This window comes from Methylocapsa palsarum (assembly GCF_900114285.1).
GTDB classification, from domain to species: Bacteria; Pseudomonadota; Alphaproteobacteria; order Rhizobiales; family Beijerinckiaceae; genus Methylocapsa; species Methylocapsa palsarum.
The window spans coordinates 1-13564 of record NZ_FOSN01000021.1 but is presented as its reverse complement, the minus strand read 5'-3'; the positions used below and the strand labels follow the sequence as shown (position 1 = coordinate 13564).

Sequence of the window (13564 nt, the reverse complement as noted above, 5' to 3'; positions counted from 1 at the left end):
TCGACAGATTACGGCTGACGGCGATGTTCAAAACTCGATATGAAATTGAGGCCTACAATGCCGGCGTCCAAGCCGCGCTCGATCACGCCAAAATCGTCGCCAAGGCGCTGAGCGCGGATCCATCGTGGAAGCCGACTCGCATTCCGTTCGCGGCTGATGCTCTCGACGAATTTGCCGAAGCCGGCAGCCTCCTGCTACTGCCCCTCCCGCCGAAGGCGAGTTCGCCCGCGGGCACCGATCCGCCGTCCCTATCTCCGAGTCCCGCCGCAACGGCGAATTCAATTTCCTCGCCCTCGCCCGCAAAGGTAAATATGTGATGATTTGCAAGCCGCTCCTCATCGAATTCGTCAATGGTCGCCGCTTGCGAATTTTCCGTAACCCCAATGGACGGCCGGAATTGCCATGGCATGCGACAAGCGATCTTCTGGGGGTCCTGAATTATCCGATCGCCCTACGTTCCGCCCTATTGCGCGAGCTTCAGGCGGGCTGGGGTAGGCGTTTGGCCAACATAGCGACCTCCGAGGGGCCGCTCGTCATCGCGCCTCACCCAATTGCGGTCGAATTGTTCACCGCCGCAATCGAATGCGGTCTGATTTGCGAAGAGGTGAGATCTGAATACGAACACGCGGGCGCACGAGCACTTCTTGCGCAAACTGCCGAATTGCCGATCGGCCTTTGCCACCAATTGAGCGGCGCCGCCTATCGCAACACATGGGCCGGCCAATGACCGAGGCCGTCCCGGACACAAAACCCGTCGAAGGGCCGTCTGACACGGAAGCCTCCCTCATTCAAAAATCGCGAAAGCGCAGTCGGGAGCGCCATAGACGTGTAGAGGTGAAATATAACCAGAAGCGGTCTGCCACTGGATTTGAGGTATCGATCGATCCGCCACACTCGGACAAGCTGGGATTTCGTTTCAGACTTTACGACGCATTCGGGACGACATCCGACGGCTTTCTCTTTGGGGAAATCAATCGCCTTTGCGGCGCTCTGTCGGGCGCCGATGGAAACATTGATGAAGGCGATCTCAACAGCGCGCTCGCGGTAATTGACGGCCAGCAGCCCGACAGTGAGATCGAAGCGATGCTTCTCTCGCAGCTTGCGGCGACGCATGCGCTGGCGATGGACAACATTGGCCGGACGAGAAGGGCTCAAAGCCTCGACGTGCTGCGTGAACGCGGCAATCTCGCGACCAAACTGCAGCGGACTTTTGTGGCTCAGATCGAGGCGCTGTCGCGGCTACGTCGCGGCGGGGCGCAAACGGTCAGGGTCGAGCATGTTCACGTTTATCAGGGTGGGCAGGCCATTGTCGGAAATATTTGCACAGAGGGAGGGGACAAGAGTGCAAACGGAGGGCAACCCCATGAAGCGATTGACCAACGAGCCGTCGCCATTGCGCTTGGCCCCGCGTTGCTTGGCGAAAACACGCCAGGGGAGACCGTGCATGCGACCGGCGGCGAAGGAGAAAAAAAGATGTCGCCTCCACGGTGGCGCTCCGAGAAGCGGCGCGCCAAAGGGTGACGGCAACGGAAATTATCGCAGCGGGCGATTCACATGCGAGGCAGTCGAAGAACGGAAAGCGCTGAGGAACTTCATTCGCGCCGCGAGAGGAGCCCTTGGGTCGCTCGCAGGCAGATGCAAATGAACGATCCAAAATGCTTTGTCCTCGTTCCCTTCGACAAGCGCGAGGCGCTGACTCTGAGCCAAGCGGCGGAGATTGCGGACAGATCGGAGGCCACGGTCCGATCGTGGTGCTCGCTCCACGATATCGGGCGAAGAGTGGCGGGCGGCAATTGGCGCGTCAGCCGCGTTGCGCTGGCGATGTTTCTGGACGGAGACCATGTCGCCCTCAGCGCCTATCTTTCCGGAGATCGAACCGGAGCTGACGTTCGCCTCTATTTCGATCGGGCGGGCATCTCTTCTTCCGCCGCGGGATGTTGAAATCTTCGCAGCTTTTACAAATCTCCGCAGCCTTTGATGCTCATTCGGTAGACGGACGCCTGTTTCGGCATCACGAGTTTCGTCGAGATGACGGAGACGGACTCATGCATGCAGATGTCGAGCTTCATAATAGACGCGCCAAGTTTCCAGACGTGCTGCGGGTATCCGCGCCACGTGGATTGCGCGCCAAGATTAAGCGGATCGCAGAAGATCGCGGCGTTTCGGCAGCCGAATTCGTGCGCTCAGCCGTTTTCGCAAAAATCGATGTCATGGAATGCTCCGACGTGACGCCATCGGCGTTGGATTGCGACCTTGCGACTGAGAGGGCGGCGAAATGAGCCTAAACCAGCCATCATCGCCAGATCCGACGCAGACGGCGAATACGCAACAACAATATAATACCAAGGCCGCGCAGTCACAGGCCGGAATGAATATGGTGAATCAGTCAACGCCTTATGGTACGTTGACCTATTCGCAGACTGGAACGAACCCGGACGGAACGCCGAAATACACCGCGACGCAACAGCTCAGTTCCGCGCAGCAGGGTTTGCTAAACCAGCAGCAGGCGACGCAAGCCACGCTTGGCAGCGACGCCAATCAGCTGGCTGGCAATATGGCCAGTTCGCTCACGAACGGGCCGGATTTGTCGAATGACGCCCTCGTCAAGAAAATGATGGGGTGGCAGACCGACTATATGCAGCCGACGTTCAACAATCAGAATTCAAATCTGGATTCACAGCTGGCAGCGCAGGGCATTACGCAAGGGTCGGCGGCCTATGACAATGCGAAGCGTCAGCTCCAGCAGAGCCAGAGCGGAACTGTCGAAAATGCGATGGCGAACACGGAGAACCAAGCCTACAATCAATCACTCTCGACCTATCAGAACCAGCTAAGCACGCTGGGTAGCTTGCTTGGGAGTTCCGCTCCAGCGAATTTGTCGTCTTCGTTCACACAGACGCCGCAAGAGCAGGTTCAGCCAGCGAATTATACAGGGGTCGCCCAGCAGAATTACCAGAACCAAAATCAGCAATATGCGAACACGATGTCCGGGCTGTTCTCGATCCCAAGCGCGGTGCTCGGTGGTTGGGCGCAAGGCGGGGGCGTCGCAAATGCGGCGAAGGGGCTCGCGGGCTTATTCTCCGATCGCCGCATGAAACGGCACATTGAGCCAGTCGGGACGCTGTTTGACGGTCAGCCGATCTATCGCTTCCGCTATCGCGATGATCCGACGATGCATATCGGCCTTATGGCGCAGGACGTCGCCGAAATTCACCCCGAAGCTGTGGGCGTCGCTGACAATGGGTTCATGATGGTCGATTACGGGCGCGCAACAGACAACGCGGCGAGGCGCGCCAATGACTGACGGCTCATTTGATGATCTCGCGAACGCCCTTCAGGCATCGCCGAACTTTGTCAATCCGGCGTACAGCACGCCTCAGCAGCGTCAGCAGCTTTATGCCTATGCGCAGGAAATGCTGCATCCGACGCCGGTCGCCAACTGGGCGCAGGGGTTCGGCTCGCTCGCGCGCGCATTGGTCGGCGGCAACGCGCAATACATGGCGGATCAGCAGGAGCAGGCGTCCCGCGCCCTGAATCAGAAGCAGCTGACGGACGCCGCTGGAGCGGCATATTCGCCTCCTGTGGCCCCCGCCGGGGCACCGGGCGCCGCAGGGCCGCAGTCCAGCATCGCTCCGACCGAACAGGAAGCCTACATTCGGCAAGCGGCGCAGCAGCGCGGCATCGATCCTGACACCGCGGTCCGCGTCGCCCGCAGTGAAGGCCTCGGCGCATCGGCCTACGCTGGCGACCAGAATTCATCTTTTGGACCCTTTCAGCTCCATTATGGCGGCGTCGCTTCTGGCGGCAACGCGACGCCCGGCATGGGTGACGACTTCACCAAACAAACCGGCCTCGACGCGCGCGATCCAAGCACGTGGAAGGCGCAGACCGATTTCGCGCTCGACAACGCCGCGAAAAATGGGTGGGGCGCTTGGCATGGCGCCCGCGCGGTAGGAATCGCCGATAATCAAGGCATCGGCGGCGCCCCGCAGGGCCGCACGCAGCTCGCCGGGCCAGTTCCGACGCCAGATAGCGCCCCCGCGCCAGCGGCTCAAGTCGCCCAAGGCGCTCCGCAGGCCCCTATCCAGGCCGGCCCGCGAAGCGCCCTTCCGGTTTCTGCCGCTGCAATTGGCGCGGTGCTCGCCAACCCTAATATTGATCCCGGCATTAAGCATCAATTGCTTGATACGATTGCGCCGAAAGCAATGACTGATGCTCTTGGTAATACCTCAGTGAGTTATCAGAATCAGGCTCCTGCCGCGCCGATCTTCCATGGCGGCGTCCTCAGCCACGTCGGCCCGACCGGCGAAATTCCGACCGTACTTGGCGGCTCCGGTCAAAACCCGACCAACAGCGTCGCCGTGCCGACTGTTCGAGGAGCGGCGCCTAGCGTTCCGGCTGCGGGCACGGACGATGTCGGATCTGCGATTTTGGGGCCACATTCCGCAGTTGGTTCAATCATCCAGCAGAACCAGGAGAATGCGGCGCGAGCCGAAGAACTAGGGCAGTCCGTCCATGCGCTCGCGAATTACAAGGATCAAGGCGTTAAAGCTGCAGGCGCACTTGGTCAGCTTGGCTCGGTGGAAGAACTTGGCAAGAAGGCCGGTTACGGCGTCATTCCGTCGGTCCAGAAGGTGCTCGGCGAATATGGAATGGCGACGCCGGGCCTGACCGACATCCAGGCTTATAATTCAGCAATCGATGCCTTGGCGCCCAACCCAGCGCTTGCCGGATCATTTAAAAATGCGCTGGGCGGTCTCATGACGACGCCGCAGGGTCGTGAGATCGCGGTGAAAAACCTCGAACTCATGGGTCAATATCAAGCGCAAATCGGGAAGATCGCCGGCGACACGACGAAACCGGCCCAGCATCGGATGACGGAAATCCAGAACCTGCCGCCGCCTAGATTGCAATTATCGCTGCCGGAGAGTGGCCCGGGCGCGTCCGGGGCGGCCCCGCCAGCAGGGTTCAAGCAGGCAAAGGACGGAGGGTTCTATGCGCCCGACCCGAGTCGGCCCGGCAAATTCCTGAAGTGGAGTCCGTAATGCCGGTTTCCGCTATCGACTACGATCCTTTCGCAGACGCAGCGCCAGCTCAGGCTGGCGGCACGATCACGCAGGTCGATCATGATCCATTTGCAGACGCCGGCCCTGGCGCGTGGGATGCTGCGAAGGACATTGCGCAAAGCGGCCTCACAGGGCTCGGGAAGGGAATCGCCCATATCCCGAGCCTGATCGGCGATGCGCGGGATTTATTATCGAATTTGTCACAGGGATTAGCTGCTTACGGTCTCGAACATACCGGCCAGCTTCCACCTGGAAAAACCGCAGCTGACCTGCTTGCCGATGTTAATAAGCCCGTGCCTCCCGTTGACGCAAACGCCGATCCAAGTCTGCTGGGCCGCGTCGCGCGCGCGGCAGATAGCTTCGCGATGCCTAATTCGGCTCAGATCGATAGGGTAGTGCAAGGCGTGACAGGCCCTTATCATCAGCCGCAAACCGAAGCGGGCCTCTATGCCGACGCCGTAGGGCAGTTCTTACCTCTGGCCGCAGCTGGAGGATCGCCGCTACGATTTGGCGTCATTCCTGGCGTCGCCTCCGAAGCGGCCGGGCAGGCAACGGCGGGAACGCCTTATGAAGGCGCGGCGCGCGCCATCGCTCCTGTCTTGGCTGGCGGTGCAGCGTCATTCGCGACCGGCCCGAGCGTCGAACAGTCAATGCTCGCGAACGCCACGCGCGGGGTCGATCCACAAACGATGCAGGCAGCCCAGCAAATCATGGAGAGTGCTGCGCAACGCGGGATTCGGCTAACCTCAGCCGAAGCGATCCAGCAGCCGAGCGGCGGGGCGACGCAGATGGGCCGCGTTCAGCGTCTCGTCGAAGGAACGCGGGAAGGTGGGGAGATCATGGCTCCCGCGATGGCCGCTCGGCCTGGCCAAGTGGCAGGCGCCGTCAACGATACGCTGGATCGGATCGCGCCCGCGACGACGCAGCCATCCGTCCTCGGGATGCAGGGGCAGGAAGCGGCCGGCAACGCAATCGAAGGCGTCAATGGGCAGATCAATCAAGCGTCTCGACCCTATTATCAAGCCGCAGAGACGCAGCAGATCGACCCTCACGATTTTGCGCCAATTGCGACCAATCCGGCTTTTCAGGCGTCGCTGAACAGACTCCGCGCTAATCCGGTTTTGGCGCCGCAATACGCTCATTTGCCAGACAATTCGATCGGCGTCATTGATGCGGTGACGAAGGACATGCGGGCGCGGGGGCAGGCGCTCTCTAACGCCGCAAACCCAGGCTTTCAGCCGCAAGAGGCCGCGACGTATGGCGGCGGTGCCCGAGACGCACGAGACATTGCACGTGATCCGGCGCGCGGCGGCAGCGGAGATTACGACGCGGCGCTTCAACTTCAGAGGGCTGGACGCCAGCAATTCCTCGATCCGTTGCAGGCTGGCCCGCTCGGGACGATGAGCCAGACGCCGGCTGTTCGCGCGCAGACCGCGGCGCTGTTCCCGTCAGCGCCACTTGAAGGAGCGGCTGACGAGACGTCGCAGGCGATCGGCCATTTGAACCAGCAGAACCCAGCTATCGCGTCGGCGCTCGCGCGACAACATCTAGCGACGGCCTTTTCTGAAGCCAGCCAGAATAATATCCCCGGCGACAACCAATGGGGCGGCGCTAAATTTGCCGCTCAGATTGCCGGGAACCCTTTGCAGCGAGAGACTTTGAACGCCGGTCTGACGGCTCTCCCGAACGGCGCGGCGGTTGCCCCCGATGTTCACGACTTGCTGACGGCGCTCGAAGCCACGGGGAAGCGTCAAGCGCCAGGGTCGCTCACCGCTTTTAATGCGGAAGATCTAAAAAATCTATCCGAACCGGGTTCGGCCGCTGCGCTCGGGCAGGCCTTGATGACGCTGAGCCCCGGCGCGATCTGGGGGAAAGCGTCCGACGCTCTGACCCGCGCGCGGCTTGGCAGCCGTTCATCGGCTCTTGCGAATGCTCTTCTTGCCAATCCTGAGGAAGCGTTCGCTGCTATCGGAGCTGCCCAGCGCGCCGCCCCCGTTGGGCGGGCGGAACGTGACCTCGCCGCTGCTCTTCTTGCCGGCCGCACGGGTTCGATTTCGCAATCGAGGCCATAGACGTTTTGTTCCGTCTACCGCTTCTGAAATACCGTCGGTCAATAGCCACGCAACCAATACTGAAAAAGCAATAAAATCGATGCGGCCGCGCGCGATTTCAGGCCAAACTACCCAACAAATTACACTAATAATAGTGGTCTGAAAGAGAATCCACTTCATGACTTCAATTTCCACCGTCGAAGGTCTCAGGCGTTTTCTTCTGAGTTTACAGGAAAACGTCGAGGTCCGCGCATTGGCTCACCAGCTTGTCGGTGAGGGCGCGGTTATCGGTGAGCAGAGCGGACCGTTCCAAGACCTCGCGGGGACGCCAAACCCGCGCCAAGCCCGCGAACAGGCCGCAATTGGCCACTTGCGCGGCACATCTTTTGCTTGCTCCTGGATGCCCTCCTTGGGCGTTTCCTCCCATGACTTGGGCCGCTTGCAGCAATGCTGGCGGCTCTTTTATTGACGCCTGCATATTTTTAGTTGATGGCAAATTTTAGCCGCCTCGTCGCAGCCGTCTTAGGCCATGACGCCAGATCGAAGCCAGCTCCCAACGCTCGCCGACATTCGCGCTGGGGCATGGCCGGCTTCGTCTCGGACTACGAGCGTCCACTCCATCCCCGCAGCTGGCGGGTCGAATCGACGCATCTGCCGGACGTCTGACCTTTATCGACATTTCATGGCCAATCCGTCCTCCCGGTGCTATGTTCTAGGTATGACCGAACCCAAACAGCCGACCAGGCCGCCCGTCAAGCCCGCGGGTTTGCGGATCGAGCCTGCGAAGAACACAGCGGCGGAAATTGCCCGCGCGCTGGTTGATGAGATCAAAGAGCCTGACAAGCTCCACCTAATAGCGAGCCTCCTTATCGACGGTGCAAAGGCGAAGGAGGCCGCCGTGAAGGGGGGCGGGCCGAAGCCCCCGATCGCGCCGGCCGAGCACGGCCCAAAAGAGCTTGCCCAAGCAATGAGCCCCAATATGTTCGCCACGCCTATTGTGCCTGTTAAGCCGGCTCAGGAAGACTACGCGCGCATAGATCGCGAGATTGGGCCGCTGCCTCCAAACCCGACAGATGCGGAACGCGCCCACCAGGATCGCCTAACACAAGCGGCCGCACTTATCCGTATAGGCGGCCTAGCGACGCCGGAGACGGACAAATAACACCCCACGTTGGTCTCCGCAGGCCTTACCGATCGGCGTCGCCCCGACGGTAACGCTGCGGGAGAAGCAAAAAGGCCCCGCCGCATTAATTTGCAACGGGGCCAAGGGTAGGCTGGGAGGCCTAGAATTGAGATAGACCTCGCCACGCAGCGCTTCGGTGCGCGGATGCACGCGAAGGAAGACGACGCCCCGCGACCGCAGCCGATGCTCGGCGCCGCTACTGCACTGGGCTCGTGAATCCGTGGATCGGGGGCGGCACCATGGCGAAGGCCGTTCCCAAAACCGCCGTACCGAAGCAAACGGCCAAGAAAAGCCCGGCCAGGGCGGCTAAGCTATTGTCGGTAACCTCGCAAGGGACACACGGAACGGGAAGATTCTCACTGTCTTTCGTATCCATCTCAAGCATCGCCATTTGACCGCCTCCTGATAAGGCCCCAGAACGCTTCTTTGCTCGCAAAGTTCAGAGACGAAGGAATTCGGCGATGACGCTAGATCGAAGCCATCTTCGCGCGGGGGCGGGGAGGGGAGGACTCTTCGCGTAGCCAAGCTTTGACCGGGCCCCGAAAAACCGCTCAATTCTCCGAATGTGCAATCTTTATTCGCTGACCCGAAGCCAGGACGCGATGCGGCAGCTCTTCAGGGTCCGGCGCGACCTGTCCGGCAATCTGCCGCTTTTGCCGGCGATCTATCCTGACACGATGGCTCCCGTCGTGCGCCTCGCGCCAGACGGAGAACGCGAGCTTTCCTTGATGCGCTGGGGATTTCCACCGCCGCCGAATCTCGGCAAAGTGCCGGTCACCAATGTCCGCAATCTGGGCTCGCCCTATTGGCGCGGCTGGCTCAAGGCCGAATGGCGGTGCCTCGTGCCGGCGACGTCGTTCTGCGAATGGACGGACAGCCGGCCGAAGGTCACGAACTGGTTTGCTCTCGACGAACGCCGGCCGCTGTTCGCCTTCGCCGGGATCTGGCGGCTCTGGACCGGCGAACGCAAGGGCGAGGCGCGGGAGCATCGCACGTTTTCGTTCCTGACGACGGAGGCGAACGAGACCGTCCGGCCAATTCACGCCAAGGCCATGCCCGTTCTGCTCACGACGCCCGAAGAATGGGACATTTGGCTCGGCGGATCGAAGAAGCGACGGCGCTGCAAAGGCCCGCGTCCAACGATCTGTTAAAAATCGTCGCCTCAGGCGCGAAAAGTGACCAGCCCGAAACCATGCCTCTCGCGGCTTCCGGGTCATGCTAGGCCAGCTCCCGACGATCGGACACATCGCGCGCTCGGCATTTCCGGCTTTGTCCGACGCGCTCCAGCTGCCGGACGATTTAATCCTGATCGACATTCCGAAGGCGCGGCGCTTTGTTTGCGCGAAATGCGGCGGGCGAGGCGTGACCGTCCGGGGATCGGCTGCAGTATTCGACCGCCGGCGCGCCGCGACGGTTTCCAAGCACGCGGTAGGTCGGCGCGATTCTGACAAAAAAGCCTGTCGATGCCGGCAGGCTGCTTTAGTCGCGACTGCGGGGGCGGCGATGGAATTTTTAGCGCCAGCGAAACTTCAGCCCGGCTTTGGGATTAATTGAAGTGCCTCAAAGGTTGCGGGCGGGCGGCCCGTATCTCCTCCCTACGAGCCGCCCTAAAACCTTAACTAGCCGCTCTTCGAAAGAAATGAGCGGCTTTTTTGTGGGCCTTCAACCCTGCTCAAAAACCACAGCGCCGATCAGCTCAGGCAGCCCCTGCGCCTCCCGAGCGCGTGGCTCGCGATAGGGATAAGCCGGAGCACGTTCTCCGGCCACGCGCCAAAGAACCTCCGCCGTTCCTCACAGGGCTGCGGTCGCGCGCGTCGCGGCGTTCTGTGTTGACGAATTTACTTCATTTTGGATTGATCGGACTTTTCGGGCGATCTGCCGCCCTCCGAGCCCGGCTTCGCCTCGACACCGGGCGCGCCGGCTTCTGTCGCGCTGCGCCCGGAGGCGTCCTTTTGAATTGCTGTGCTGGGCTCAATATTCGTTCCTGAAGCTGGACCTGTCGTAACTCCCGCCTGCTGCGCCGAGGCGAAAGCCACCGACAAAATCAAACACATGGCCGCGAGGCGAATTTGGGTGCACATCTAAACCTCCTTCATTAACTTCGCGGTGAACGTGGCGAGGGCGGCGTTGGTTGCCGCGATAGTAGGCCGATCGCCTTTGGCCTTGCAGCAATGCTGGCAGCCGCTTTATTTGCAACCCATATTGCACTGCAGCGCTCGTGCTGTTCCTCTAAAAACACACGCAAGAGAGGTTTTTGTAGAAAGAGGAAAAGCTTCGACGCGCTGTTGATGACCGACCGTGCAGGACCCAAGGAACGGGAGTGACAAGCGACCGTTATGGAACCGGTCGTACGAATTGATGGTGTCACTTCCTCCGTTTCACCCGTTCAGCGGACGACGCGACGGGAGATTGGCGATAATAGGGAGGTGGGCAGCAAATTTACGTATATAGGAGCGACTCTATGGGCCAGGAATTTTTCGGTAAGATGTCAGTCTTGCTTGACAAGCGTGGCGTTGTCGCAATAGGCGCGCTCCTTTTGACGGTATTGTTTAGTCCGGCCGCTTACGCAGCGTGCAACCCCGGCGCCGACCAGGCTGCATTTTTCAAGGACGCCAATTTTGGCGGGTCCTGCTCGGTGAGGGGCGTCGGCAACTATCCCAATGCGAACGCAATCGGTCTGCCGAACGATTCAATTTCGTCGGTCAAGCTCGGAGCCAATGTGCAGGTTGTCCTCTGCAAGGATGTCAATTTTGGCGGCGACTGCATTCTGTTGAAGGCGAGCGAGTCCTTCGTTCATGACAACCGTGTCGGCAATGACAACACGACCTCGTTGAGGGTGCAACCGCTCGGCTTCGCTGAATGCATTCCCAACGCCAATCAGGTTTCCTTCTATACGAACGCCGATTTTCTCGGTTCCTGCGTCGTCAAGGAGATCGGGGACTATACGAATTCAGGCGCGATCGGGCTCCGCGACAACTCAATCTCGGCTATCCACGTCGGCGCCAATGTTCAGGTGGTCGTCTGCAAAGATATAGGGTTCCAGGGTGATTGCATTCTGGTCACCGCGGATGTTCCCTTCGTCAACGATAGCCGCGTGGGCAACGACCAGATTTCCTCGGCGAAAGTCCAGGCGCGCGGAACCAGCGAATGCCAGCCCGCGGAAAATCAGGCGTCCTTTTTCACGAATGCTGATTTCCTCGGCAATTGCGTGGTGAAGAATATCGGCGATTATCCAACATCGGAGGCGATCGGCCTGCCCAATGATTCGATCTCTTCGGTGAGGATCGGCGGTAAGGCGCAGGTCGAGATCTGCACCGATGCGCAGTTCAAGGGCGATTGCATCCTCTTGACCTCGGACGTCAGATTTCTAAGTGGCGACCGCGTTCCCAACGACTCCATCACGGCGCTGAAGGTGCAGCCGCGCGGCGCTAGGGATTGCGTGCCGCGCGCCAATCAAGCCTCGTTCTTCATGCACGCCGATTTTCTAGCGCCCTGCGTAAGCCTCGGCGTTGGCGATTATAACGACCATACGCATATCGGCCTCGACGATAAATCGATTTCATCGCTCGAACTTGGACCAGGCGCGCAGGCGTGCATTTGCACTGGCGAGAACTTCGGCACGATGTGCTCGAAATATACGAGCGACAGTCCCTTAATTGCCGAGAACGACCTTGTCTCATCGCTTAAGGTGCAGACGCCGGGGGCTCTTTGCCAGGCGGTGGCGGCGCCCCCTCCAAAAGGCTATAGCCAGCTCGCGGTGTTCAACTGCCAAACCGAAAAACGGACAGTACATTACTGGACGCGCGACTTGACATCCGGCGCGCCCTTCAAGGAGGAGGGGTCCTCGCCGGCGCAATACGACGCGAGCGGCTCCTGCCCGGCAGCGGCGTCCCCCTTCATCATCAAGCTGACCAACGGGCATCAGATAGAGTTCGTCGCGGTCGATCCGGGCTCGACCATCTGCGGTGGGGTTAATGATCCTCAGACTGGGGGCTGCGTTGTCTCGCCGTTTACGCAGCCTTTCCTTGGAGACGCTAACGGGCCAAGCTTGACGCTACCATCGATCGATTAACCACCAATTCAAGGCATCAGGAGCGGTTCGGTTTTCAGAAGCGTGAAAGCCGGGTTGGCTTTGACCCCGGCGCTATAATTCTTTGCCTATGCACCAAAGGGTAGTGGGTCGGTTTGAAGACCCACTACCGGCTCAAGACGGAGAGTGCATTCTTACCCGGTCAGGTGCCGGCTCTTGTCTGGATGCGCGGAAGCACTCACTATGCTGGTTAGCCTTTCACATAAGCCGAGGCCGCCGAGGCGTTTAAGCGAGATTTTGATCGCAGTTACGCTTATGAAAGACGCCGATGATCGCGAGGCGCTGGCGCCGTGGTTCCCCCCGGTGCCGAGTCGAGACGCTTCATAAGTGCCCATCTACAACCTCACGCCTGCCCCTTCGCCATTCTCGGCCATGAACTCTACGCCGGCAGCCGCCGATCATTCGAGCAATAGCGCTGCGATCTGCAAGGCGAAGCTAGCCGAGATAAGGCCGAGCCCAAGGCGCTGAGCAAATAGTCTGCGCGTATTCCGTGAACGCATGGCGTCGACCATGGCGTTGTCCATGTAAGCTCCTGGGGATTCATAGGCGAAGGAGCCTTTGTACAGTATGAGAGCGCCGAGCATGCCCAGAACGGCAGCGACAAGGTTGAATACTTTCGAGAGCGTCACGGCGTCGGTCCCTAAGGTTATGGTTTTGATCTGGGATCCTCAGCCCTGGATCGTGTCGGCGAACGATCGGGGCGAAGCGCACTGCTAGAGCCAGCGCATCGGCCTTGAGTCTCTCGTTAAACCGTCAGCGTGCCTCCCCCGGGCATCCTGTTCACGCCAACTGATCCTCGCCCGGACATGATCGTCGTCGATTGGAAGAAATTCGATTTCGACGCCCTTGCTCACTTCGACTCCTCGCTTTTGATCTTTGTGCGCCGGTTCTTGAGCTTCGTTCGTTGATTTTTGGCCAACGCTTTCCGCAACTGATTCATGCCGGTTTCGGGGCTGGGCTCACCGGTGACGCTGATTTGAGTGATCTTATCATCCAAGGCCTCGATTTGATGGGTGAGTTCCGCGGCGCTCTCCGACTTGGCTTTGCGGAGCCTGACGCCAGCTTCTCCGCCATTCTCTGCGACCAATTTGACGACAGCAAATTGATGCCCTATCCGGCCGGAACGTTCTTTTCCGAGGTGCCGAACGTTCCGCATTTCGTTGCGGCCAAGGAT

16 protein-coding genes are annotated in these 13564 nt (G+C 60.1%); 14 read left to right on the top strand and 2 right to left on the bottom strand.

Annotation, left to right across the window (positions count from 1 at the left end; genetic code table 11):
* Positions 1 to 23 precede the first annotated feature (23 nt).
* The 12 genes from BM177_RS16825 (at position 24) to BM177_RS16775 (ending at position 9451) form a co-directional block, all read left to right on the top strand.
* The gene (locus BM177_RS16825; protein WP_091685936.1) at positions 24 to 317 is read left to right on the top strand and encodes a hypothetical protein; all 294 of its coding nucleotides are present in this window, start codon (positions 24 to 26) and stop codon (positions 315 to 317) included.
* Entirely contained in the window at positions 317 to 727 is a 411-nt protein-coding gene (locus BM177_RS16820; protein WP_091685934.1) for a hypothetical protein, read from the top strand. Before BM177_RS16825 ends, BM177_RS16820 begins: the two co-directional genes overlap by 1 nt.
* Complete coding sequence (locus BM177_RS20180) at positions 724 to 1521, top strand: hypothetical protein (RefSeq protein ID WP_175492667.1); 798 nt, start codon at positions 724 to 726, stop codon at positions 1519 to 1521. Before BM177_RS16820 ends, BM177_RS20180 begins: the two co-directional genes overlap by 4 nt.
* A complete protein-coding gene (locus BM177_RS20960; RefSeq protein ID WP_280140578.1) occupies positions 1445 to 1645 on the top strand; it encodes a hypothetical protein in 201 nt (66 codons plus the stop codon). The genes BM177_RS20180 and BM177_RS20960 overlap by 77 nt, the downstream gene beginning before the upstream one ends.
* A complete protein-coding gene (locus BM177_RS16805) occupies positions 1642 to 1941 on the top strand; it encodes a helix-turn-helix domain-containing protein (RefSeq protein WP_091685930.1) in 300 nt (99 codons plus the stop codon). The genes BM177_RS20960 and BM177_RS16805 overlap by 4 nt, the downstream gene beginning before the upstream one ends.
* Complete coding sequence (locus BM177_RS19645) at positions 1935 to 2279, top strand: hypothetical protein (RefSeq protein ID WP_139223693.1); 345 nt, start codon at positions 1935 to 1937, stop codon at positions 2277 to 2279. Before BM177_RS16805 ends, BM177_RS19645 begins: the two co-directional genes overlap by 7 nt.
* A 95-nt stretch (positions 2280 to 2374) precedes the next feature.
* Positions 2375 to 3304: a tail fiber domain-containing protein gene (locus tag BM177_RS16800; RefSeq protein ID WP_175492666.1), complete on the top strand. Its 930-nt coding sequence runs from the start codon at positions 2375 to 2377 to the stop codon at positions 3302 to 3304.
* Positions 3297 to 5045 carry a hypothetical protein gene (locus BM177_RS16795; protein ID WP_091685926.1) on the top strand — a complete coding sequence of 583 codons (1749 nt, stop codon included), beginning with the start codon at positions 3297 to 3299 and terminating at the stop codon, positions 5043 to 5045. The genes BM177_RS16800 and BM177_RS16795 overlap by 8 nt, the downstream gene beginning before the upstream one ends.
* The gene (locus tag BM177_RS16790; protein ID WP_091685924.1) at positions 5045 to 7138 is read left to right on the top strand and encodes a hypothetical protein; all 2094 of its coding nucleotides are present in this window, start codon (positions 5045 to 5047) and stop codon (positions 7136 to 7138) included. The genes BM177_RS16795 and BM177_RS16790 overlap by 1 nt, the downstream gene beginning before the upstream one ends.
* 157 nt (positions 7139 to 7295) lie before the next feature.
* Complete coding sequence (locus tag BM177_RS19640) at positions 7296 to 7586, top strand: hypothetical protein (protein ID WP_139223692.1); 291 nt, start codon at positions 7296 to 7298, stop codon at positions 7584 to 7586.
* A 249-nt stretch (positions 7587 to 7835) separates the two neighbouring features.
* Positions 7836 to 8279: a hypothetical protein gene (locus tag BM177_RS16785; RefSeq protein WP_139223691.1), complete on the top strand. Its 444-nt coding sequence runs from the start codon at positions 7836 to 7838 to the stop codon at positions 8277 to 8279.
* A gap of 584 nt (positions 8280 to 8863) precedes the next feature.
* Positions 8864 to 9451: an SOS response-associated peptidase gene (locus tag BM177_RS16775; RefSeq protein ID WP_342028934.1), complete on the top strand. Its 588-nt coding sequence runs from the start codon at positions 8864 to 8866 to the stop codon at positions 9449 to 9451.
* Positions 9452 to 10138: 687 nt separating this feature from the next.
* On the opposite strand, the gene BM177_RS16765 is transcribed toward BM177_RS16775, so the two are convergent.
* Positions 10139 to 10381 carry a hypothetical protein gene (locus tag BM177_RS16765; protein WP_139223690.1) on the bottom strand — a complete coding sequence of 81 codons (243 nt, stop codon included), beginning with the start codon at positions 10379 to 10381 and terminating at the stop codon, positions 10139 to 10141.
* A gap of 404 nt (positions 10382 to 10785) precedes the next feature.
* Here BM177_RS16765 and BM177_RS16760 point away from each other — a divergent pair, with 404 nt between their 5' ends.
* On the top strand, positions 10786 to 12372 hold the full coding sequence (locus BM177_RS16760) for a beta/gamma crystallin family protein (RefSeq protein WP_175492665.1): 1587 nt from the start codon (positions 10786 to 10788) through the stop codon (positions 12370 to 12372).
* Positions 12373 to 12788: 416 nt separating this feature from the next.
* Here BM177_RS16760 and BM177_RS16755 read toward each other — a convergent pair whose 3' ends face one another.
* Positions 12789 to 13019, bottom strand: a complete 231-nt coding sequence (locus BM177_RS16755) for a hypothetical protein (RefSeq protein ID WP_091685912.1) — start codon at positions 13017 to 13019, stop codon at positions 12789 to 12791.
* A 191-nt stretch (positions 13020 to 13210) separates the two neighbouring features.
* Here BM177_RS16755 and BM177_RS16750 point away from each other — a divergent pair.
* Positions 13211 to 13564 (top strand): cupin domain-containing protein (locus BM177_RS16750; protein ID WP_139223689.1); only part of this gene is annotated, 354 nt, incomplete at its 3' end.

Bases quoted from the DNA above. Each gene is read 5' to 3' on its own strand.
- BM177_RS16790 (WP_091685924.1), top strand. From the start codon at position 5,045: ATGCCGGTTTCCGCTATCGACTACGATCCTTTCGCAGACGCAGCGCCA.
- BM177_RS20960 (WP_280140578.1), top strand. From the start codon at position 1,445: ATGCGACCGGCGGCGAAGGAGAAAAAAAGATGTCGCCTCCACGGTGGC.
- BM177_RS16785 (WP_139223691.1), top strand. From the start codon at position 7,836: ATGACCGAACCCAAACAGCCGACCAGGCCGCCCGTCAAGCCCGCGGGT.
- BM177_RS16760 (WP_175492665.1), top strand. From the start codon at position 10,786: ATGTCAGTCTTGCTTGACAAGCGTGGCGTTGTCGCAATAGGCGCGCTC.
- BM177_RS16805 (WP_091685930.1), top strand. From the start codon at position 1,642: ATGAACGATCCAAAATGCTTTGTCCTCGTTCCCTTCGACAAGCGCGAG.
- BM177_RS19640 (WP_139223692.1), top strand. From the start codon at position 7,296: ATGACTTCAATTTCCACCGTCGAAGGTCTCAGGCGTTTTCTTCTGAGT.
- BM177_RS16795 (WP_091685926.1), top strand. From the start codon at position 3,297: ATGACTGACGGCTCATTTGATGATCTCGCGAACGCCCTTCAGGCATCG.
- BM177_RS16765 (WP_139223690.1), bottom strand. From the start codon at position 10,381: ATGTGCACCCAAATTCGCCTCGCGGCCATGTGTTTGATTTTGTCGGTG.
- BM177_RS16775 (WP_342028934.1), top strand. From the start codon at position 8,864: ATGTGCAATCTTTATTCGCTGACCCGAAGCCAGGACGCGATGCGGCAG.
- BM177_RS16800 (WP_175492666.1), top strand. From the start codon at position 2,375: ATGGTGAATCAGTCAACGCCTTATGGTACGTTGACCTATTCGCAGACT.
- BM177_RS16825 (WP_091685936.1), top strand. From the start codon at position 24: ATGTTCAAAACTCGATATGAAATTGAGGCCTACAATGCCGGCGTCCAA.
- BM177_RS20180 (WP_175492667.1), top strand. From the start codon at position 724: ATGACCGAGGCCGTCCCGGACACAAAACCCGTCGAAGGGCCGTCTGAC.
- BM177_RS16820 (WP_091685934.1), top strand. From the start codon at position 317: ATGATTTGCAAGCCGCTCCTCATCGAATTCGTCAATGGTCGCCGCTTG.
- BM177_RS19645 (WP_139223693.1), top strand. From the start codon at position 1,935: ATGTTGAAATCTTCGCAGCTTTTACAAATCTCCGCAGCCTTTGATGCT.